Annotated in this window: 16 protein-coding genes and 1 tRNA gene; 9 read left to right on the forward strand and 8 right to left on the reverse strand. The window is 35.9% G+C overall.

Features of this window, described 5'->3' with window-relative positions; translation table 11 throughout:
* Positions 1-37: 37 nt before the first annotated feature.
* The gene (folE, locus tag ACN0QX_RS03085; protein WP_376861488.1) at positions 38-715 is read right to left on the reverse strand and encodes a GTP cyclohydrolase I FolE; all 678 of its coding nucleotides are present in this window, start codon (positions 713-715) and stop codon (positions 38-40) included.
* Positions 716-917: 202 nt separating this feature from the next.
* On the opposite strand from folE, the gene ACN0QX_RS03090 reads away from it, so the two are divergent.
* Positions 918-8,903 carry a T9SS type B sorting domain-containing protein gene (locus ACN0QX_RS03090; protein WP_417195493.1) on the forward strand — a complete coding sequence of 2,662 codons (7,986 nt, stop codon included), beginning with the start codon at positions 918-920 and terminating at the stop codon, positions 8,901-8,903.
* Positions 8,904-9,476: 573 nt separating this feature from the next.
* Here the strand turns inward: ACN0QX_RS03090 and ACN0QX_RS03095 are convergent.
* Together ACN0QX_RS03095 and ACN0QX_RS03100 are read right to left on the reverse strand one after the other, a co-directional pair.
* Positions 9,477-11,000, reverse strand: a complete 1,524-nt coding sequence (locus ACN0QX_RS03095) for an OmpP1/FadL family transporter (RefSeq protein ID WP_248398280.1) — start codon at positions 10,998-11,000, stop codon at positions 9,477-9,479.
* A 29-nt stretch (positions 11,001-11,029) separates the two neighbouring features.
* Complete coding sequence (locus ACN0QX_RS03100; protein ID WP_417195496.1) at positions 11,030-12,115, reverse strand: hypothetical protein; 1,086 nt, start codon at positions 12,113-12,115, stop codon at positions 11,030-11,032.
* A 99-nt stretch (positions 12,116-12,214) separates the two neighbouring features.
* On the opposite strand from ACN0QX_RS03100, the gene proS reads away from it, so the two are divergent.
* The 3 genes from proS to rpsT all read left to right on the forward strand — a co-directional run bounded on the left by proS (position 12,215) and on the right by rpsT (position 14,199).
* A complete protein-coding gene (gene proS / locus ACN0QX_RS03105; protein WP_376861480.1) occupies positions 12,215-13,693 on the forward strand; it encodes a proline--tRNA ligase in 1,479 nt (492 codons plus the stop codon).
* 157 nt (positions 13,694-13,850) lie between these two features.
* Positions 13,851-13,922 (forward strand) — tRNA-Glu (locus tag ACN0QX_RS03110).
* Positions 13,923-13,947: 25 nt separating this feature from the next.
* Positions 13,948-14,199: a 30S ribosomal protein S20 gene (gene rpsT, locus ACN0QX_RS03115; protein WP_248398289.1), complete on the forward strand. Its 252-nt coding sequence runs from the start codon at positions 13,948-13,950 to the stop codon at positions 14,197-14,199.
* Between the two features lie 160 nt (positions 14,200-14,359).
* Here the strand turns inward: rpsT and rho are convergent, their stop codons facing one another.
* On the reverse strand, positions 14,360-16,024 hold the full coding sequence (gene rho / locus ACN0QX_RS03120; RefSeq protein ID WP_376861477.1) for a transcription termination factor Rho: 1,665 nt from the start codon (positions 16,022-16,024) through the stop codon (positions 14,360-14,362).
* Between the two features lie 202 nt (positions 16,025-16,226).
* On the opposite strand from rho, the gene ACN0QX_RS03125 reads away from it, so the two are divergent.
* Positions 16,227-16,637, forward strand: coding sequence for a DUF4293 domain-containing protein (locus ACN0QX_RS03125; RefSeq protein WP_248398294.1), 411 nt, complete (start codon positions 16,227-16,229; stop codon positions 16,635-16,637).
* 56 nt (positions 16,638-16,693) lie between these two features.
* On the opposite strand, the gene ACN0QX_RS03130 is transcribed toward ACN0QX_RS03125, so the two are convergent.
* Positions 16,694-17,185, reverse strand: coding sequence for a metallophosphoesterase family protein (locus tag ACN0QX_RS03130; protein WP_248400598.1), 492 nt, complete (start codon positions 17,183-17,185; stop codon positions 16,694-16,696).
* 105 nt (positions 17,186-17,290) lie between these two features.
* On the opposite strand from ACN0QX_RS03130, the gene truA reads away from it, so the two are divergent.
* Together truA and ACN0QX_RS03140 are read left to right on the forward strand one after the other, a co-directional pair.
* Positions 17,291-18,040, forward strand: coding sequence for a tRNA pseudouridine(38-40) synthase TruA (gene truA, locus ACN0QX_RS03135; RefSeq protein WP_248398297.1), 750 nt, complete (start codon positions 17,291-17,293; stop codon positions 18,038-18,040).
* Positions 18,030-19,802 (forward strand): ABC transporter ATP-binding protein, encoded by a 1,773-nt coding sequence (locus ACN0QX_RS03140; protein ID WP_248398300.1) that lies wholly within the window; start codon positions 18,030-18,032, stop codon positions 19,800-19,802. Before truA ends, ACN0QX_RS03140 begins: the two co-directional genes overlap by 11 nt.
* Before the next feature lie 7 nt (positions 19,803-19,809).
* Here the strand turns inward: ACN0QX_RS03140 and ACN0QX_RS03145 are convergent, their stop codons facing one another.
* Genes ACN0QX_RS03145 through folP form a run of 3 tightly spaced genes read right to left on the reverse strand, consistent with a single transcriptional unit; the run spans position 19,810 to position 22,121 of the window.
* Complete coding sequence (locus tag ACN0QX_RS03145) at positions 19,810-20,595, reverse strand: diadenylate cyclase (RefSeq protein ID WP_248398303.1); 786 nt, start codon at positions 20,593-20,595, stop codon at positions 19,810-19,812.
* Between the two features lie 34 nt (positions 20,596-20,629).
* Positions 20,630-21,295: a hypothetical protein gene (locus ACN0QX_RS03150; protein ID WP_248398305.1), complete on the reverse strand. Its 666-nt coding sequence runs from the start codon at positions 21,293-21,295 to the stop codon at positions 20,630-20,632.
* Positions 21,296-21,299: 4 nt separating this feature from the next.
* Positions 21,300-22,121, reverse strand: a complete 822-nt coding sequence (gene folP / locus ACN0QX_RS03155; protein ID WP_248398306.1) for a dihydropteroate synthase — start codon at positions 22,119-22,121, stop codon at positions 21,300-21,302.
* Between the two features lie 184 nt (positions 22,122-22,305).
* Between folP and ACN0QX_RS03160 the strand changes: the two genes are divergently transcribed.
* Positions 22,306-22,851 (forward strand): DUF1599 domain-containing protein, encoded by a 546-nt coding sequence (locus ACN0QX_RS03160; RefSeq protein WP_248398308.1) that lies wholly within the window; start codon positions 22,306-22,308, stop codon positions 22,849-22,851.
* 79 nt (positions 22,852-22,930) lie between these two features.
* A complete protein-coding gene (locus ACN0QX_RS03165) occupies positions 22,931-24,028 on the forward strand; it encodes a BT_3928 family protein (protein WP_417195501.1) in 1,098 nt (365 codons plus the stop codon).
* Positions 24,029-24,038 lie beyond the last annotated feature (10 nt).

Genomic DNA, 24,038 nt, shown 5'->3' on the forward strand with positions numbered 1-24,038 from the left:
ACAGGCAACTCCACAACAAACAACTTTACAACTAACATTAAAAGGCAGTATCCAATTTAATATAATCTAAAAACTCACGTCGCGTTCCTGCTTCTTTAAATTTTCCACCAAATTCGGCAGTAACAGTACTACTTTCCGTATCGCGAATCCCTCGTGAATTGACACATAAATGCTTCGCATCTATAACGCAAGCAACATCATCCGTATTTAATACGTTTTGTAGTTCCTTAACAACCTGAATGGTTAAGCGTTCTTGTACTTGTGGCCGTTTTGCAAAATAATCAACAATTCGGTTCATTTTAGATAACCCAACAACGGTTCCGTTAGAAATATATGCTACATGGGCTTTACCTACTATTGGTAACAAATGATGTTCGCAGGTTGAGTATACCGTAATGTTTTTTTCAACAAGCATTTCACCATACTTATATTTATTATCAAAGGTTGAAGCACTTGGTTTTTTATTCGGATTTAAACCGCCAAAAATTTCATTAACAAACATTTTGGCTACGCGGTTTGGCGTGCCTTGAAGGCTGTCGTCTGTTAAATCAAGACCGAGTGTTTCCATAATATGGCGCACATCTTCTTTAATAATTTTTATTTTTTCTTCTGAATTTAAAACAAAAGCATCGCTTCGTAATGGTGTGTCAGCCGATGTTCCTACATGGTCATCTCCAATGGCATCAAAATCAGCTGTATTATCATTAATTTTCATTATTTCGAAATAAATAGGTTTTTAATCTGCAAAGATAAGGAATTCCATTTTTTTGATAACTGAATTAACAAACAATTAATTTCATACAAAAATTGGTAATGTTTCCTTAAATTTTTCTTAATTTACACCACAAAATTTAAATGTATAATAATCCTAATCTTTTAGATCTCCCCTCTATGGTCAAGGATTTAGTTAAAATCTCATGAAAAAGATAATTACTTTAGTTTGTTTTCTGTTTATTGGTACAGCTTATGCGCAACTTATTGCTATTGATGATGTAGTAACAGGCCGGTCTGACAACCCTACTTTGGCTACAGCCACGGGTAATCGTATGTTTTTAAACGATTACTTTAATGGTGTAGCCCTGAATTTTGGAACGCGTAATAACTTTACTTTTACAGAAGTTACACCAGATCCTACGGGTTTCACGACGTTTGATGGTGCCCAACAATTCGTTCAAATTGCACCAAACACACCGCAAGGTATTTATTATATTACCTACCAGATTTGTGAAAATGCCAATCCAACAAATTGTGATACCGCTGAAATTGAAATTCGGGTTTTTCCAGCAACTATAAGTGCTGGTTCTGGATCTTCTGAAATGACTATCACAGCGAGTTCTGGTAACGTAAATTGTGGCGGTAATGTGTGTATTACAGATCCATTTTGTTTGGATCTGAATACGGGAACCATTCCACCTTTAACGCTAACAGCAGACTACACGGTGGTCGGAGAATCTAACAGCTATGGTGTTAGATCAATTCCAGTAAATCCGCCTTTTTCATTTGGCGATACGGCTACGGATACACCTTTAACTACTGATGATAACTGGAGTGGTGTTCAAAATTTTATTTTCGATTTCGAGTTTTACCAACAAAATTATAATAGTTGTGTGCTGTCAACCAATGGTGCGGTTAGTTTTGACTTGAGTAATGCCGGAAATGGACATTATTGGACGCCACAAGCCGGACAATTAATACCAAATAATACGGATGCAGCATTAAGAGATGGTAATATATTTGGTGCCATCCATGATATGTATCCAGTTGCAAATAATGGAATTGATCCTACAAGTTTTAAAACGACTTACGCGGTCAAAGGTGAAGCGCCGTTTAGAGTATTTGTATTTAGCTTCTTTAACCTGGGACAATATGGATCAGGATGTTGGGGAGCAACGAGAACCTCCCAAATGATCATGTTTTATGAAACCACAAATATCATTGAAACCTATATATTTCAAAAAGATGTTTGCTCTAATTGGGCTGGTGGAAGAGCAGCTATAGGAATTCAAAATAACGCTGGAACACAGGGAATATCGCCTCCAGGCAGAAATACGGGTGTTTGGAATGTTCCGTTTACAGCTCCAGAAGCTTGGCAGTTTTATCCAAATGGAACCCCGATTACATCCTTTCAGTGGTTAGCGGAGGATGGTACGGTGTTAGGAACAGATCCTGCAAACTTAACAGTAACACCAAGTCAAACTACTACATATATTGCACAAGTTACGTATACGGATGCCATAACAGGAGTCGATTATATAGCATTTAAACCTATTACAGTGGTCGTTCAGCCAACACCTGTCGTTACGGTTACCGCAAGTGCCGATGTATGTGATTCAGGTGATGCTGTTTTTACTATTACTGGGTCAGAAAATGATGTGGTAGAATACAATATTAATGGAGGCGCAACACAATCCGTTATGCTAGATGCAACGGGAATTGAAGTTATTACGCTTACGGGAATTACAACCACTCAAACTATAAACTTGTTATCTGCAAATAACTTGAATTCTGTTTGTGGTGGTGCAGTGGCTTTATCAGCAACCGTTACCGTAAATACAACACCAACTGTAGATACCCCAGCAGATGTAACCGCATGTAACGATTATACCTTACCAGCCTTAACAGTTGGTACTTATTATACCGCTACAGGAGGTCCAACAGGAACAGGAACAGTATTAAATGCAACGGATGTTATTACAACCACGCAAGATATTTATGTCTATGCCGAAACTGGAACAACACCAAATTGTTTTGATGAGCATATGTTTACGGTTACTATAGATAGTTGTACACTATCTGTAACGGCAACGGCTGATATGCCTTCCATTTGTAATGATGCAGGTGTAGATGTTACCTTAACAGCAACACCATCGCCAGCAATAGCTATAGGAACATATAGTTACAGCTGGACGGTTCAAGGAAACGCAACGGTGTTAGGAACGAATCCAACCTTGGTTTTATCGCCACCACCGGCGGCTACGACCACCTATGAAGTCACATTAACCGATGATGGATTAACACCGCCCAATGACACAGTAACCAACACGGTAACCGTAACCGTTAATACAACACCAACGGTTAATGCTCCAGCTGACGTCGTAGCATGCGATTCCTATATCTTACCTGCTTTAACAAGTGGTAATTATTTTACGGCAACAAATGGAGGAGGAACTGCGTATAATGCAGGAGACACAATATCAACCACACAAACTATTTATGTATATGGAGAAACAGGCACCACGCCTAATTGTTTTGATGAGAATAGTTTTGTAGTAACCATAAATGATACACCAGTTATAGATAACCCTGCCGATATTACAGTCTGTGATAGTTATGTATTACCTGCATTAACTGGAGGTCAATATTATAATGGAGCAGGAGGAACTGGCGGTATTATTGCAGCAGGTACATCTATTAATGCCTCACAGACCATATATGTGTATGCTGAAACAGCAACAACACCTAATTGTTTTTCTGAAAATAGTTTTGTCGTAACAATAAACAACACACCAACAGTCGATGCGCCAATAGACGTAACGGCTTGTAATGAATATGCGTTGCCAGCTTTAGCAAATGGAACTTATTATTCAGGGCCTGGTGGAACAGGAACTGTTTTAAATGCAGGCGATTTAATAACCTCAACGCAAACTATTTACGTATATGCCGAAACAGGAACAACACCAAATTGTTTTGCAGAGAATAGTTTTGTAGCAACTATTGATGTTTGTACCATTTCTGTAACTGCAACTGCAGATACACCTGCTATATGTAATGATGCTGGAGCAGATGTGACGTTAACCGCAAACCCTTCACCTGGAACAGCAATAGGAACATATAGCTATAGCTGGACTGTTCAAGGGAATGCTACGGTTGTAGGCACCAATCCAACACTCGTATTGTCGCCGCCACCAGCAGCAACAATCACGTATGAGGTGACGTTAACAGATAGTGGTTTAACAGCACCAAACAATACCGCAACCAATACCGTAACTGTCGTTGTAAATGTTACGCCAACGGTTGATAATCCTGCGGATGTAACGGCATGTGATACCTATGTTTTACCAGCTTTAACGAGCGGAAATTATTTCACAGGATCAAATGGAACAGGAACAGCCTATAATGCAGGCGATACTATTTCAACAACTCAAACTATTTATGTGTTTGGTGAAACAGCAACTACACCTAATTGTACAGATGAAAACAGTTTTGTTGTAACCATTAACAATACACCAACAATCGATGATCCAGCTGATGTTACTGCTTGTGATAGTTATGTTTTACCAGCTTTAACAGGTGGACAATATTATAATGGTACCGGAGGAACTGGTGGAATTATTGCAGCTGGAACAGCTATCAATGCTTCGCAAACTGTTTATGTATATGCAGAAACAGGAACTACACCAAATTGTTTTGCGGAAAATAGTTTTGATGTCACTATTAATACAACACCTATAGTTGATGATCCATTAGATGTCATTGCTTGCGATAGCTATATACTTCCAGCCTTAACAAATGGTTCTTATTTTACAGGAACAGGAGGGACAGGAATAGCTTATACCGCTGGAGAAGTAATTACAAGTACACAAACAATTTATGTGTATGCTGAAACAGGTACAACACCAAATTGTTTTGCAGAAAATGATTTTGAAGTGACTATTAATAATACACCAAATGTTGATAATCCAGCTGATGTAGTCATCTGTGATTCTTATACGTTGCCTGCCTTAACCATTGGAACATATTATACAGGTCCTTTAGGGACTGGAACGGTATTAACTGCAGGTCAGTCCGTTACTACCAGTCAAACTATTTATGTATATGCAGAAACAGGAACAACACCAAACTGTTTTGCAGAAAATAGTTTTGATGTAACCATTAACCCAACACCTCTAGTTGATGATCCTGCCGATGTTACGGAATGTGTTACCTATACGTTGCCAGCATTAACCAATGGAACCTATTATACAGGGGCAGGAGGAACTGGAACTGTATTAATGGCAGGACAGAGTATTACAACTACACAAACAATTTATGTGTATGCTGAAACAGGAACAACACCTAATTGTTCAGCAGAAAATGATTTTGTTGTAACCATCAATCCTTTGCCAACTATTATTGCACCAGCGCCATTATTTGCTTGTGATGATAATGTGCCAGATGGTATGACCGAAATTGATTTAACCGTTACGAATAACGAAATTACTGGCAATAACCCCAATTATATTGTAACGTATTATAATTCCGCTGCAGATGCTATAGCAGGAACACCTCAAGTTACACCATCGGCAACAGCCTATATTGGAACGGATGGTGAAATTGTACATGTTCGTGTTGAAGATGCAACAACAGGATGTTTTGATACAACCACATTAACACTGAACGTGGTAAGTGCACCAGCTGCTAATACACCAGCAGACTTGCATTACTGTGATCCAGATAATGATGGTTTAGGAACATTCGATTTGTCAGGTATTGCAGCACAAGTTACAACAGACCCAGCTTTAGAAGTAACATTTCACTTAACGCAACAAAATGCCATTGATGATGTATTGCCATTAGGTACAACACTATCAAATTTATTAGGTCAGATTATTTACATCCGAGTGGATTATGCTGGAGCAACTACCGATTGTCCAACAATCGTGCAATTATTACTAGTAGTAGATGAAACACCTGTGATTGACGAAAATCTAGATCCAATTGAATTGTGTGATGATGCCGTGGCAGATGGTTTAACAGAATTCGACTTAACAATCAGAAATGCAGATGTGCTGATGGGCTTAAATCCAGCAGATTATACGGTTACCTATTATGCAGATCCAGCGGATGCCGATATAGGGATAACAGCGCCTAGTTATATTGGAACTCCAGCCGCATACACAAATACAATTCCAGATTTACATACAGTAGGTGTTCGTGTAGAAAACAATACAACCAACTGTTATACAGTTACGACTTTGGATTTAATTGTGAATCCATTGCCTGTTCCTGAAACGACAGCTGCAGCATTATTTTTAACCATCTGTGATGATACCGTTGATAATGATGGCTATGCTGAATTTGATTTAACCGTTCAAGATGCTTTAATTACAGGTGGAAATACCAACTGGTCTGTAAGCTATTTTGAAACAGCCGCTGATATTCCAGCCAATCCAATTCCTGACTTTACAGCTTATACAAACACAAGTGTTAACGGCTTACCACATAACCCGCAAACATTATTTGTTTTAGTAACCAATGGAACAACAGGTTGTACCAATACGTCAACCTTAACACTTGAGGTGTCTAATGTGCCAACACCAACACCAACCCCAAGTATAACGCCTTTAGAGGAGTGTGATGCTGATAATAATGGCTATGCAGTTTTCGATTTACAATCCGCAACCCTGCAGATAGATAATGGTGAAGGAAATAACATTACCTATCATGGAACCTATGAGAATGCATTTGATGGCGTAAATGAATTACCTGATTTTTATGAAAATAATGATGAAGACATCGACATTGTTTATGTAAGAGCAGAAAATCCAACAACCGGTTGTTTTACAATTGTTGAATTAACGTTAATTGTTCAACCAACACCAGTCGTACCGTTAACTATTGATGATTATTCGGAATGTGACGATGATTATAATGGTATCACAGCTTTCGATTTGACAACCATGGATGCCATAATCTACGGAACACAAAATCCAGCTGATTATGTGTTAACGTACCATGAGTCTTTAGCAAATGCTCAAGCCACTCCTGGAATTAATCCAATAGTTCAGCCGCAATTATCAAATTATGTTACGGCTGATAGAACAATATACGTGAGATTAGAAGGCGCAAATGGTTGTATCACTACAGGTCAATTTAATTTAGTGGTTAATTTACCACCAACAATTGCTTCCGAAGATGGTTTATTTGAAATTTGTGATGACGATATAAGTAATGATGGTTTTGCAAGTTTCGATTTAACAAGTCAAGATGATATCATTACTGGTAACGATGCTACATTAAGTGTAGATTATTATGAAACCATGGCCGATATTATGTCTGGAACACCAATTCCTGATTATACGGATTATACCAATACATCAGTAAATGGTTTACCGCATAACCCACAAACCATTTTTGTAACGGTTACTGAAACAACAAGTGGTGATAGCTGTTATGCAGTTACAACCTTAACACTAGTTGTAAATACCTTGCCAACACCAAATGATGTATTACCAGATTTAGAATTATGTGATGACAATAATCCAGGTGATTTAGAAGAAGAATTTAATCTTACACAGAATGAAGCAGCTATGATGAATGCGTTTAATGAAACGGTAACGTATCATACCACAATTGCAGATGCAGAATCTGGGAACAATCCAATTCTTGATCCAACCATGTATCCTAATGAGAGCCCAACACAAACAATTTATGTACGTGTTACAAAAACAGGTGATCCAGCAGATCCAGCAGATTTAGGAACAGGTTGCTATACCATTGTAACCTTTGATATTATTGTAAATCCATTACCGGATACACCGGCTTCAGTTGAAGATATCATAGCTTGTGATGATCCGTTTGATGGTGTTTATACGTTCGATTTAACGCAAAGAGAGTTGGATATTTTAGATGGTCAGAGCACCACTGATTTCAATGTAACATACTATACAACATTGGCAGCTGCAGAAGCTGGTACAGGAGGCATAGCGAATCCATCTGCATTTCCAAATACGGTAAATCCACAGGAGATATTTGTTAATATAGCTAATAGAACTACCGGTTGTGATATTGCTACTGTAAGTTTCTTTGTTATTGTTCAGGAAGCAGCTGTAGCAAATCCGGATAATAACCCATTAGACTTTGCATTATGTGATGATAATATGGAGTTTGATAACGACCCAACAAATGATTCTGTTGGTTTTGATTTAGTATCACAAAATCCTTTGGTGTTAGATGGTCAAAATCCAACAAACTTCACGGTTTCCTATTATACATCTCAAACAGATGCAGATTTGGCAACCAACGCAATAGATACGAGTGTGCCTTTTGAAAACACCGTGAATCCACAAGTTATTTATGTGCGTGTGGATAATGATACAACGGTTGATGATATTTGTTATGATACCACTACTATGACCCTTATGGTAGATCCTATTCCAGCGTTTACATTAGAAGATTCATATACATTATGTATTAATACAAATGGAAGTGAAGTTGTAAATAGTCCAATTTTAGATACAAATCTAGATCCTAGTCTGTATACATTTGAATGGACTGAAGCGGGCAATCCAACTACCATCATAGGAACAGATTCTAGTTATGCACCATCGATGGGTGGTACTTATACAGTACTGGTTACAGATATAAATAATTTGTGTCCAAGTATGTTAACAACAGAAGTTATAGTTAGTTCGCCACCAGTTTTAGTGGCAGAGGTAACAACACAAGCTTTTGCGGACAACCATGTTATTGTGGCTACGGCTTCAGGTGATGGTTCAGCAGTATTTGAGTTTAGTATTGATAATGGTCCATGGGTTAGCAATGAACCAAATACTAATACATATACCTTCACAAATGTCTCCATAGGCGAACATATTATTAAAGCCAGAGATATTAATGGTTGTGGAGAAGCAAGTGAAACCGTATTGGTATTAGATTATCCACTTTTCTTTACACCTAATAATGATGGTGATAATGACACCTGGCAAATTTCAGGTATAACCTCATTAGAAAATGTGAAAATCTATATATTTGATAGATATGGCAAATTAGTAAAACAATTAAATCCAAACGGACCAGGTTGGGATGGAAATTATAATGGACAACCATTACCATCAAGTGACTATTGGTTTAGTATAGATTATAAAGAGCCGTCTGACGAAGCTATGAAACAATTTAAAGCTCACTTTACCTTAAAGCGTTAGAACAACTAATTAACCAACCGTTAAAAAGGCTAAACTTTTATAGAAATATAATTGTTTAGCTTTTTTTTTAGGTCTGTTGTATAGTACCAAAAGAATCAATCTCGCGCATTGGTATCAACGTGATGTATAGAACATATATACATTTTAGGATGCTAAATTAGAATGGTATAATTATATCAGGATTTAATTAATAACCTGTATAGCTATTTCAGGACGGAGCTTTTATATAGCTAGTGTATGGATAATGTATGGATGATGTATGGATAGTATATAGATGATGTATGGAAAAATAGTATTTTCTTACAAATATAAAATCGTTACGCCTTTTAAAGATTGCTGAAAGTTTTGTGTTAGCCAACCTAGAACCCCCTATAAAGGGTATAATATTATAAACGAATTAATCCTAGCGATGTACTTAATAAAACTAAAGTTTTCAAATACGTGTATGTTTTGAATATCACAATTTATAATCGAATAATTTATACTTTATGTCATTCCACAAAAAAAAGCCTAATACATATATTAGGCTTTTTTTTGTAACTAAAGTATAACTTAATTAAAACGATTTTTACTTTATAAATTGAAACTTAATGTCAATGTTACATTGGAATTACGTCTGTCAATATTCGCTCGGTCAGTTAATCCTACGCTATATAATTGGGTCTCATTTGTTTGATTGGCTTGGTCGTACGTTAAGTCTAATTTAGTAGAATTTCCAAAGTTATAGCCTAAACCAAGAGAGTATCCCGATAAATCACCTTCAAACGAGCCATTTTTATAAGGGCTTTCTTCAAAACGATAACCAGCTCTTAAACTTAATCGGTTTAATTTATATTCGCCACCAACTTTATATGTAGATGCTGTCGTTAGTAAGTTACTCATTCTATTATTCTCCGATCTAAAATAAGGGTCAGATGAAGGCTTAAATTTAGTGCTACCGTAATCTCGTAACGAGTAATCAAAACTTATTAAACCAAAGTTTCCAAAAACATAGGCTAAACTACCTGTAAATTTCCCAGGGCTTTGCAACCTATAACTTGGATAGATATTAGTAATATACGGATTAACGACCTGTGAGACAGTGTCACCGCCGTCTTGTCTTACTGTGGAAACATATTGCGATGATTCCTCATTGATAGTAAACCAAGTTGGCGAGTTATAACTTAAACCAGCTCGTAAACTTTCAGTTACCTTATAAATAGTTCCTATTTGAAATGAAAACCCGGAACCTGTTGTGTAAATATTATTTTCAAAACGCACCCTATTTACCGTAGAGCCTACATTGTTATTGCTTTCATACAAGTACGTAGAGCGATCGTAATTTATAAAATGAGAATTTAAATTCAGTCCTAGATATAATTTTTCACCCAACTGTGCACCTGCATTAAATGTAAATTTCCCATTGTATCCGCGTGATGCATAACTGTACTCCTGGTAATACTCGCCCGGAGCAATGTTGGACGCGTAAATGGTATTATCATCATCGTTTGTTAAAGGTTCTAGAATATATGATTCATACCCTAAAAAAGCTTGTTGATTACCATAGCCGTAAGTACTACCTATTTCTCTATAGGCTTGAGAATAACTTTCATCTGGAAAAGCAGAAATTTCGTCAAGTCTTAAGCCATTGGCATAGCCTTCAAAATAGGAACCGATAGAGCGATTTTGGTTATTCCCAAAAGCAAACCAATTATTATCGTAGTCACTTATCTTATCATAAGCCGCGGCAATAGTGAACTTTTTCAAAATGGAGTTTGGGTTAGTAGTATTAAACACAAAAGCGGCTCCAGTCTGATTTAAATCAAAATTTGACTCGGTTGATTCGCTGTAACCATCATAAAAACTAGTTTTATTTTTGGTATATATATTAGATAAAGACATAGAGATATGTCCTGAAGTAAAAACAGCAGAACCTGCAGGGTTAATACTAATGGCACTCATGTCGCCACCTAAAGCACCGAATGCACCACTTAAAGCTCTATATCTTGCCGTCCCTTGAACATTATCTTGCGAGTATCGTAAGGCGTCAGAAATATCTTGAGCGTGGATTAAGGACATGCTCAAAAGGGCCATAGATAGTAGGAGTATCTTTTTCATATAACATTTTTTTTCTTTTTAATTATGGTTTACAGTCCACCACCACGTCTTCCGCCAGAACTTCGTACACCACCACCTGAACTACTGCGACTTCCGCCAGTGCTCATTGTAGGCGATGAAGATCTTCTAGGCGTACTAAAGGAATTATTGGTTCTTGGTTGGGTTGTTGTATTTGTTCTTACACGAGGTGTGTTATTTGTATTGGTACGAACACGAGGTGTGTTGTTAGTATTTGTTCTTACACGAGGTGTGTTATTCGTATTGGTACGAACACGAGGTGTGTTGTTAGTATTTGTTCTTACACGTGGTGTGTTGGCGTCCACTCGAGGTGTACGAGTGCGAACCTCATTATTGGAGCGCGTACTTCTAGGTGTTGAATATGTAGATTGCGTTCTGCTTCGTCTAGTAACGTCACCATTAGTGGTGCTTCTTCTGGCTTGCGCGTTATAAATACGATCAGAATCATAGTATCTAGAACTTGCATAACGTCTTGAATTGTTCGCATACACTGAACCTCTTCTTCCATTTACATAGGCTACATTATTTCTGTAGTAATAACCACCTCCGTAATAAGGCGGATAGTAACCACCGTAATAAGGGGGGTAATATCCACCATAATAAGGTGGGTAATAACCATAGCCACCGCCGTACCAAGGACTGTAATATCCGCCATAGCCCCAGCTACCATAACCATAACCATAACCAAAACCAAAACCAAAACCAAAAGGAGAATAGTATGGACTGTAAAAACCACCGCTATTATAAATATTAACGGAAACACTAGAGGACTCTTGACCCCAACCAGCGTATGATTCTCGTTCAACTTCTAATGAATCATTTTCTACATATTCGCCTTCATAATCATCTACATCTGTAAAAACTTCATTTTCAGAATATAATTCTAATTCAGAAGATTTTTCTTTAAAATAATTTTCATAATACGTACTGCTAGCATTATTAGCTTCTACGTAAGTTTCTGGTTCAACGGAACTGGAACTGTAAATTCCATCACTATCGTCCACTTGTTGGTAGGTACCACAAGCCGTCACTAAAAGCAAGCTGCTTAAAATAGCTATTGTGGGTATTTTTTCTGTAAAGTAGTTTTTAAAGGACATATCTCTTAATTTTATTGTTGAACATAACAAAAATAGTTAGTTTTGCGAAACTATTCTTATATTTAACATAGTCGCAATATTTGTGCCAAAATCCTGTATATGAGCAAAAAACTTACAAGTAGAGAAGAAGACTACTCCAAATGGTACAACGAATTAGTTGTTAAGGCGGACTTAGCAGAGAATTCAGCCGTACGTGGTTGTATGGTAATTAAACCTTATGGGTTTGCTATCTGGGAAAAGATTCAAGCCGAATTAGACCGAATGTTCAAAGAAACGGGTCACCAGAACGCTTACTTTCCCTTATTTATTCCTAAAAGTTTGTTTGAAGCCGAAGAGAAAAATGCCGAAGGGTTTGCTAAAGAATGTGCCATTGTTACTCATTATAGATTGCAAAACGATCCAGATAAACCAGGGAAACTCCGTGTTGATCCAGAAGCAAAACTAGAGGAGGAGCTTATTGTAAGACCGACTAGTGAAGCTATTATTTGGAATACCTACAAGGGTTGGATTCAATCCTATAGAGATTTGCCAATTCTTGTAAATCAATGGGCCAACGTTGTACGTTGGGAAATGCGTACACGTCTCTTTTTAAGAACAGCCGAATTTTTATGGCAAGAAGGACATACAGCGCACGCAACAGAGGCGGAAGCAATTAAGGAAGCAGAATTAATGAATAATGTCTATGCAACCTTTGTTGAGAATTTTATGGCTATACCAGTTATAAAAGGTATTAAAACCGATAGCGAACGTTTTGCAGGTGCAGTTGAAACCTATTGTATTGAAGCTTTAATGCAAGATGGGAAAGCTTTACAAGCGGGAACATCTCACTTTCTAGGACAGAATTTCGCAAAAGCGTTTGATGTTAAATTTGCAACTAAAGAAGGAAAGCAAGAATATGTTTGGGCAACATCTTGGGGTGTGTCAACCCGATTAATGGGGGCGCTAATTATGACGCATAGTGACGACCATGGTTTAGTTTTACCACCTAACTTAGCGCCAAATCAAGTCGTAATTGTACCAATTTATAAAACGGATGAGCAATTAGAAGAAATTACAACACTCGTTAATGTAATTATGGGTGAATTGCGCTCAAAACGTATTACCGTTAAGTTTGATGATAGAACAACCTTTAGACCAGGCGCTAAATTTGCACAGCACGAATTGCAAGGTGTACCATTACGTATAGCTATTGGGCCAAAAGATCTTGAAAATGGAACTGTGGAGCTAGCCAGACGTGATACCTTAACTAAAGAAGTAATTGCTATAGATAATCTAACGGCTACTGTAGAAGGTTTAATGGAAGAAATCCAAACGGCATTATATACAAAAGCATTAAATTATAGAGATTCACATATCACAGAAGTAGAAGATTTTGAAACGTTCAAAACTATTTTAGAAACAAAAGGCGGATTTATTTCGGCTCATTGGGATGGTACAGAAGAAACCGAAGCAAAAATAAAAGAAATTACAAAAGCTACCATTCGATGTATTCCTATGGAAGTTGACACGCAAAGTGGTGATTGTGTGTACTCTGGTAAGCCATCCAAACGACGTGTGCTGTTTGCAAAAGCGTACTAATTGAAAATATTTTTAAAAAAGTTCAAATAGTTGTTGCAACATTTAAAAATAGTTGTATTTTTGCATCCGCAATGGAAACATTGTGAGTTATTTTGTCAAACAAAAGGCTTGCAAGTTTAAATATAAAAATTTATATTTGCACACTCAAAAACAAAATGGCCCGTTCGTCTATCGGCTAGGACGCATGGTTTTCATCCATGTAAGAGGGGTTCGATTCCCCTACGGGCTACAATTTTTAATAAGAAAAGAAACAAATGGCAAATCACAAGTCAGCGTTAAAGAGAATTAGAAGTAACGAATCTAAACGTTTAGTTAATAAATATAAGCATAAGACAACGCGTAATGCAATTAAAAAATTGCGTGACACGACTGATAAGAAGCAAGCTCAAGAATTGTTTGTTGATGTATCGTCTATGATTGATAAATTAGCGAAGAAAAATATTATACATGCTAATAAAGCTGCCAACTTAAAGTCTGGTTTAGCTATGCATATAGCTTCTTTATAAGTAAAGAGGAAAAGTTCATATATTAAAAGCTTCTCTTCGTGAGAAGCTTTTTTTATGGTGAAAATTTAAAGTTGAAAAGTTAAATCCAGTTTTGTTTATAAATAAAAATGCCTTGAGAATTTCTCAAGGCATTTTTTAGTATTATTCAGTAATGCAGATTTTAACCATTCATAGAGATTAAAAACTCCTCATTATTTTTAGTTTGTTTAAAACGTTCGTTGATAAACTCCATAGCTTCAACAGGATTCATATCTGCTAAGTATTTACGCATTACCCACATTCTTTGTATTGTTGTTTCGTCTAATAAAATATCATCACGACGCGTGCTTGAAGATGTTAAATCAATGGCAGGGAAAATACGACGATTCGATATTTTTCTATCTAATTGTAGCTCCATATTACCAGTACCTTTAAATTCTTCAAAGATAACTTCATCCATTTTAGATCCTGTTTCTGTTAATGCCGTAGCAATTATCGTTAATGACCCACCATTTTCAATATTTCGAGCCGCACCAAAGAAACGTTTTGGTTTGTGTAGCGCATTAGCATCCACACCACCACTTAATATTTTACCAGATGCTGGTTGTACCGAGTTGTAGGCTCGAGCTAAACGTGTAATGGAATCTAATAAAATAACCACATCATGTCCGCATTCTACCAAACGTTTTGCTTTTTCTAAAACAATGTTAGCAATTTTTACGTGTTCATGCGCTTCTTTATCAAAGGTAGAGGCAATAACTTCTCCGCGAACATTGCGTTGCATGTCTGTTACTTCTTCTGGACGTTCATCAATTAAAAGAATCATTTGGTAAACCTCTGGGTGATTGGCTGCAATGGCATTTGCCACGTCCTTTAATAACATGGTTTTACCAGTCTTAGGTTGTGATACAATCATACCACGTTGACCTTTTCCAATAGGCGAAAACAAATCCATGATTCGTGTTGAAATGGTACTTTGCTTTTCTGCTATATTAAATTTTTCTTGCGGAAATAGCGGTGTTAAATGCTCAAAAGAAACGCGGTCTCTTACCACTTCAGGACTTTGACCATTAATGCGAATAACTTTTATAAGTGGAAAATATTTTTCACCCTCTTTTGGAGGTCTTACATTTCCTAAAACCGTATCTCCTACTTTTAAACCAAATAAACGAATTTGCGATTGGGATACATAAATATCATCAGGAGAGGATAAATAGTTGTAATCGGATGACCGTAAAAAACCGTAACCATCTTGCATAATGTCTAAAACACCTTCACTTTCTATAATAGCATCAAACTCAAAGTCGGGTTCTCTGTAGCGATTCCGTGTATCTTTATTACCGTTATTCTTTTTGTCGTGTTTCTGGTTTTGAGTCCGATTATCCTTTTGCTTATCATCGCGCGTATTGCCATTTTTGTCATCACGTTTCTGTGGCTGATTTGACTTTGGTCTCGGGTTAGGTTTGTTTTGTTTTTGAGGCGTTTTAGACTTTTCTGGAGCAGGTTTTTGTGTGCTGCTTTCTTTTGTACTGTCCTTACTAGAATCTTTTACACTGTTTTGAGCCGTAGGTTCTTTTGTACGTTCTGCACTAGGTTTGTTTTCGCGAGCAGGTTTCTGTACGCGTTTTCTAGGTGCTTTTTCAACAGGTTTTTCTGTTGGGCTTTCCGATTTTTTTTCAGAAGGAACAACTTCTTTTACCGCTTTTGGGTTGGCGGCTTGTTGGTCTAAAATTTGATAAACTAAATCTAATTTTTTTAATGAACGATATTTTGGAACGTTCAGTTTTTGAGCTATTTCCTGTAATTCAGGTAGCTTCATTGCTTTTAATTGAGATATTTCAAACATTGATGTTGAATTGAATGTTTTATTTTAATGTTGTTAAGTTGAATGATTCCGAAGAAAAATTGATCTTATTTTTTTGAAGAATTAATGCCTTACAACTCTGATAGTTGCAAATCATTACTGCAATTATACAACTTTATTTTCTTTTTTTTAGTTTAATTTTAAAAGAAACTGCTATTTTTGCTCTGGATAAATTAGATAATTAATGCTTCAAAGAATTCAAACTTTATATTTATTATTGGCTGCTGTAGTTTCAGGTGGTTTAATTGGTGTGTTTGAATTATGGACCACGCCAGAAGATGTAAAAGTGTTTGCAATGGATATTAATTATATTGTAATTATGTTTATTGTATCGGCAGCATTATCACTTATCTCCATAACAAGATTTAAAAGTAGGAAGTCGCAATTTATGTTGGGACGACTGAACATCATATTAAACTTTATTTTACTAGGATTATTTGTGTATCTGTCTCTAAACTTATCTGGAGAAACGGTTGTTTCTGAGAAGGGTATTGGGATTTTTCTTCCAATTGTTTCTATCGTGTTATTAGCGTTAGCTAATAAGGCCATCAAAAAGGATGAAGATCTTGTAAAATCTGTAGATCGATTACGATAAACCTTTCATCTTAGTAGTATTAGTGCGTGAGCCCAAGGTGAAGATCTTGGGCTTTTTTATTTCTTAAATTCAATCACCTCTAAATTTTCAATTTTTTTCCCATCAATTGTAAAACGTAACATGGTTCGTACTTGATGAAAACCGTGTTTGCCTATGGCACCAGGATTCATATGTATTAAATTGAGTTTTTTGTCTGGCATGACTTTTAAAATATGCGAGTGACCTGAAATAAAAATACGTGGCGGATTTTCCTTGATCATCTCCCGAATCCTAACATTGTATTTATTCGGATAACCACCAATATGGGTTATCCAAACATCAACCTCTTCGCACATAAAGCGGTTGTCTAATGGGAATTCCATTCGGGCTTTTTCATCATCTATATTGCCATACACGGCTTTTAATGGTTTTAACGCTTTAATAGCATCGGTAACTTTTAAGTCGCCAATATCACCAGCATGCCAAACTTCATCTGCTTGTTTTACGTATTTTAAAACGTCATCATCCATATAACTGTGGGTATCGGAAAGTAGGAGTATTTTTGTCATGCTTACTTCCCAGAATATGGGAGTCTCTTTTAATTTAACTTTTATTTGAAATTTCAAGAACGATTAAAATTCTATCTTTGCGTTTTACAAAAATAGCATAAACCATTGAGATATTTTATAGCGCTTTCATATAACGGAAAAGATTACCATGGCTGGCAAAATCAGCCTAATGCTATTTCAGTTCAAGAGGTTATTGAAAAAGCGTTGTCTACATTATTAGGACAAGAAACACCTATTGTGGGAGCCGGAAGAACCGATGCAGGAGTGCATGCCAAAAACATGTTCGCGCATTTTGATACAGATGTTGTTTTTGAAAACGAGAATCTGTGTTACAGACTCAATGCGTTATTGCCTAAAGATGTAGCTATTCAGCATATATTTCCTGTAGCACCGGACGCGCATGCGCGTTTTCATGCTACAAGTAGAACCTATTTATATAGAATAGCTTTAGAGAAAAACGCTTTTAATTTTGAAAGCGCCTATTTTATAAAGCAAAAATTGGATATTCCAAAGATGCAAGCAGCGGCCGAAAGTTTATTAAACTATAAAGATTTTCAATGCTTTTCCAAAACAAATACCGATGTAAAGACGTATAATTGTACTATTATGAATGTGCATTTTGAACAGGTAGACGATGAATTACACTTTACCATTCAAGCCGATCGGTTTTTGCGTAATATGGTTCGGGCCATTGTTGGCACTTTAATAAATATTGGGTTGGGAAAAATTAATGAATCCGACCTACACACTATTATTCAATCTAAAAACAGACAAGAAGCAGGCTATTCCGTTCCAGCTCACGGTTTGTATTTAATTCATATTTCGTATCCAGAGACGATAAAAAATGGCAACTAAAACAGATAATAAATTATTAGATACCAATCTCCTTAAAAAGCTTGTGAAGTTCATGAAACCTTACAACAAGGTTTTTGTAGGTGTTCTTTTTGTGGTTATTTTATTAGCACTTCTAAGTGCTGCAAGACCATATATTTTACAGCAAGCTATTGATAATAATATAGCCACGAAAACCTTGGAAGGGTTTCTGCCTTATATTCTATTAATGGCAGCTTTATTATTGTTTGAAGTTATTAGTCAGTTGCTGTTTATATTTTATGCTAGCTGGTTAGGGCAAACTGTTGTTAAGGATATTCGGGTAACGCTATTTAACCACATGCTTCGTTTTAAAATGAAGTATTATGACAACTCGTCGGTAGGTGTTTTAATTACAAGAGCCGTAACGGATATGGAGCGAATTGCGGCTATTTTTGGCGAAGGTTTATTTATGATTTTCCGTGATTTGTTAACCATGATAGTCGTTTCAGCTGTAATGGTGTATATGAATTGGCAGTTGAGTATTATTGTGTTTTTAATGCTGCCTTTGGTTTTATATGCCACACGAATTTTTCAGAAGTATATGAAAAAGGCTTTTGAGGAAGTGCGTACGGAAGTTTCCAACCTAAACTCTTTTGTTCAAGAGCGTGTTACAGGTATGAAAATTTTACAGCTATTTACGCGAGAAGACACAGAATATAAAAACTTCAAAATAATAAATGAGCGTCATAAACAAGGTTGGCTAAAAACCGTTTGGTATAACTCTATATTTTTTCCAATTGCCGAATTATCATCATCTATTACCATAGGTTTAATAGCCTGGTATGGTGGTTTAAATGCCGTTGTGGATGATACCGCAACATTAGGAGATTTAACAGCATTTATCATGATGATTCCTATGTTATTTAGGCCATTGCGCCAAATAGCTGATAAATTTAATACACTACAAATGGGGATGGTTGCTGCCAATCGTGTGTTTAAAGTTTTAGAAACCACCTCGCAAATTGATGACACAGGAACGCAAGTTGCCGCTCATTTTAAAGGCGATATTCAATTTGAAAAGGTGCACTTTAGTTATGTTTCAGATGAAGAAGTGCTTAAAGGAATTTCTTTAAATGTAAAAGCAGGAGATACCATTGCTATTGTTGGAGCAACAGGAGCTGGAAAGTCAACCATTATCAATCTATTAAATCGCTTTTATGAGATAAACAAAGGCGTTATTAAAGTTGATGGTACCGATATAAAAGAATTCACATTAGCGTCTTTAAGACAACAAATTGCCGTGGTTTTACAGGATGTATTTTTGTTTGCGGATACTATTTTGAGCAACATTACTTTAAATAATCCAAGTATTACAGAAGATGATGTCATTGAAGCCGCTAAAGCAATCGGGATTCACGAATTTATTATGACCTTACCTAATGGGTACCATTATAACGTGAAGGAACGTGGCGCTATGTTATCATCGGGGCAGCGCCAACTGATTTCGTTTTTACGGGCCTATGTAACCAATCCGAGTATATTGGTTCTGGATGAGGCTACATCGTCTGTAGATTCTTATTCTGAACAACTAATTCAAAATGCGACTGATAAAATAACCAAAAACAGAACATCCATTGTTATTGCACATCGTTTGGCAACAATTAAAAAAGCAGATCAAATTATTGTTATGGACGCTGGAAAAATTGTAGAACAAGGAACGCATTCTGAACTTTTAGAAAAAGAGAATGGGTATTACAAAAATTTACACGACGTCCAATTTGCTAAAGAAGAAGAGGTAGCTTAATTCTGAATTATGTTAAGTCTTTTCTAATCAATTCAATTAATTCATCCGTGTCTTCAAACCTAATAAACTCACCATCCTTAAAATAGGCAATTTGACCCGTTTCTTCGCTAACAGCTAATGCTAAAGCATCTGTTTTTTCAGTAATTCCTACTGCAGCTCTGTGACGTAAACCAAAACGACTTGGTAAAATTTTATCATTGTTTACCGGTAAAATAACACGAGTGGCTTTAACAATATTATTCGAAATAATAATAGCACCATCATGAAGCGGACTATTTTTAAAAAAAATACTTTCTATAATAGGTTGCGTTACCGTAATATTCATAGCATCACCTGTGGTAGTCAGGAAATCCAAATTATTATTGTGTTCTAAAACAATTAAAGCTCCCGTTTTAGACGAACTCATTTTAATACAGGCCGAAATAATAGTTTCCACATCCGTTTCATTTTCAGTTTCCGTTTTTAAAAACTTAAATTGCTTAAAAAATTTCCCGCGTTTACTGAAATTAGTGGACCCTACCATAAGTAAAAACTTTCTAATTTCCTGTTGGAAAACGACTATTAAAGCAATTAGTCCAACACTCATAAAACCACCCAAAATCTTGCTTAACATTTTCATTTGTAAGGTTTCAGTAACCAAAAAAATGAGGTAGATTATAACAATACCAATAAAAATGTTGATAGCAACTGTGCCTTTTACCAATTTATAAACGTAGTAGAGTAGTGCTGCTACAAGAACAACATCTATAATATCTATAACGGTAAATTTTAATAGGTCGTCAAAAATTTCCAAAGGCTCGTGTTTTTGTAAATGTAAGAATTATAGATTAATAAATAAATTCATTGTTATCAACTATCAAATCTTCGGAAGTCACTGAAATCAAAGCCGATTTCAAACTAATATAATCTTGAAATGTTAAAGATTCAGATAGATGAAGAACGACTGGTTTTGATTTGAAAAGTGAATCCGTTTGCAAATCAGAAACCAATTCCTGTAAATTTCGTGTTTGTTCAGAATCTGCAAGCTTGATAAGTTTTAAAGATTCTATTTGAAGGTTTATACTAGACGTTTTCAAATCATTAAAAGCTTTTTTTGTGGAAGCTACTGAATCTTTTAAATGATAATAAACATCTGTAAATTCTATAAAACCTAGATTTTTAATACGCGTATCATTACAGGAATAATAATTTTTGGCATCTTCGTTTTTATGTAATTCAGAACCGCGTTTTTTGTTTTGAAGAAATTGAATTTCGGGAATCAGTTGTTTTAAAGTCAATCGCTTATCCACATTTACTAGCCAATTCGTGGAAATGATTAAATTTTTTCTATTTAGCTCTACCCCATTTACAGCCGTAGAATCGTAAAATAAATATGCTGGAGACACATCCAAAACCTCATGAACGTGGGCTTGTTGTACTTCAGGGAGTAAAATAACCTTGTCAGAACTACAAGCAACGACAAGTAAAGGGATTAAAAATTTAAAATATTTCATAAGTTTAATTCAATTCATTTGTTAGTTTAATGCATTCCATGGCTTCTTTTACATCATGAACCCGAAGGATGTTGGCGCCTTTTTGCAAGGCAATTGTATGCAACACAGTTGTACCATTCAAGGCGTTGTTGGCCGTGCTTTCTAATGTTTTATATATCATAGACTTTCTTGAAACACCTACTAATAGGAGTTTTTCAAGCATTTTAAAATGTTCTAAATGATTTAAAAGCGTAAAGTTTTGTTCCCGTGTTTTAGCAAAACCAAAACCAGGATCGATTATAATATCTGTAATTTGATGTTTTTTTGCCGCGGATACACGTTCAGAAAAATAAAATAATATGTTTTTTACAAGTGCCTCGTATTCCGTTAAGGTTTGCATAGTTTGTGGTGTGCCACGCATGTGCATCATAATGTAAGGAACTTGCAGTTTACCCACAACTTCCAGCATTTGATTATCCAACTTACCAGCCGAAATATCATTTATCATAACAGCTCCTGCTGAAATACTTGCCATAGCAACTTCACTCCGAAAGGTATCAACAGATAGTAAAACGTTTGGAAATTCAGTAACAAGGGCTTGAATTACTGGAATTATCCTTTTTAACTCTTCCGTTTCACTTACAAAACTAGCATTTGGTTTAGAACTATAGGCACCAACATCAATAAAGGTTGCGCCTTGGTGAAGCATCGTTTCCACTTGAGAAAACACCTCGTGTTCGTTTTTATATTTTCCACCATCAAAGAAAGAGTCTGGTGTTAAATTCAGTATTCCCATGACTTTTGGTGTAGCTAAATCAATTAGGTTTCCTTGGCAGTTAATGGTCATATCAGGGTATCTGGTTTATAGTTTGAAAGTGGTATCTTCCCACAATCAATTTCAAAAGTCAAGCACAAAATTAAGATATTCAGACTAAAATTGATGGGTATTTATGTCAAAATAAAAACAATCATCATTCAACTTTGAACTTTAAACAATTTAAGCGAAATTTACACAAAATTCAATAGTACACATGCCAAATACATCACAAGAATATGATGCTGTAATTTCTATTTGCAGAAACCTTTTCGAGAAAAAAATGTCAGATTATGGTAGCGCATGGCGTATTTTACGTTTGCCATCACTAACCGATCAGATTTTTATAAAAGCGCAACGCATTCGCGGTTTACAGCAAAATGCTGTTCAGAAAGTGGATGAAGGCGAAGTGAGTGAATTTATAGGCATTGTAAATTACTGTGTAATGGCATTGATTCAGATTGAAAAAGGTGTGGTAGAACAACCTGATTTAGATACGGAAGAGGCCGTAAAATTATACACAGAAAAAGTGGCTCTTACCAAACAACTTATGATGGATAAAAATCATGATTATGGTGAAGCTTGGCGTGATATGCGGGTGAGTAGTTTAACAGATTTAATCCTTCAAAAACTATTACGCGTTAAACAAATTGAAAACAACCAAGGAAAAACATTAGTAAGTGAAGGCATTGACGCTAATTATCAAGATATGATTAATTATGCCGTTTTTGCTATGATTCATTTGGGCGTAGCCAAAAATTAATTATAACACCTAATTAGGTTTAAAATAGCAAAAATTTCACCATCCTGTTCATATACAGGGAATTTAAATTTTTAGTATCATGAAATACATTGTAGCATTTAGTCGGATATTTGTAGGCGTACTTTTTATCATTTCAGGTTTCATTAAACTGAATGATCCACTTGGGTTTTCATATAAATTGCATGAATATTTTGGCGAAGGTGTTTTAAATCTCCCTTTTTTAGAACCTTACGCATTAATTATTTCAATTCTTGTAGTTGTTTTTGAAGTCGTTTTAGGCGTTTTCTTACTCATTGGTTACAAACCTAAATTTACAATTTATAGTTTATTGGCTATGATTGTGTTTTTTACATTTCTAACATTTTATTCCGCATATTTTGATAAAGTTAAAGACTGTGGTTGTTTTGGCGATGCCTTAAAATTAACGCCATGGGAGAGTTTTACTAAAGATGTGGTGTTGCTAGTCTTTATTTTAATTTTATTAGTTGGCATCAAATACATTAAGCCGCTATTTGGAAGACCCGTTATAACAACCGCCATTGCTTTATTGAGCTTCTTGGCCTCTTTATCATTTGCTTATTATGTTTTAATGCATTTGCCGGCAATAGATTTCAGAGCCTATAAGGTTGGGGCTAATATTCAAGAAGGCATGACGGTTCCTGAAAATGCGGCAAAACCTGTTCAAGAATTTACTTGGACATTTAACGTAAATGGAGCCGAAGAAATATTTGTAACCGACGGAAGTTACCCATCTGTGGATGGCGAGTATGTTGGTGTAGAATCCAAAGTAATTGATCCAGGGTATGAGCCTCCTGTTGTCGATTTTTCAATAGAAACAGAAGATGAAGATCTTACAGAGTACTATTTAGAAAAAGACAAGCTCATCATGATTGTCATGTATAATTTGGCAACTGCCGAACCGGACGGTGTAGCTAAATTGAAAGCTTTTTCAGATAAAGCCCTTAAAAATGGCTATACAGTAATTGGTTTATCAGCATCTGGAGCGGCTGAAAAAGAGCAGTTTAAAGCGTCACATAAATTAAATTTCGATTTTTATTTATGTGATGAAAAAGCGTTAAAAACAGTTGTTCGAGCTAGCCCTGGTATTGTTAAATTAGAAAAAGGAACCGTTGTTCAAAAAGCACATTGGAATGATATTGAGAAAATAAAACTGTAAGGATAAACAC

It is taken from the genome of Bizionia sp., assembly GCF_048259285.1.
GTDB lineage: Bacteria > Bacteroidota > Bacteroidia > Flavobacteriales > Flavobacteriaceae > Algorimicrobium > Algorimicrobium hallyeonense.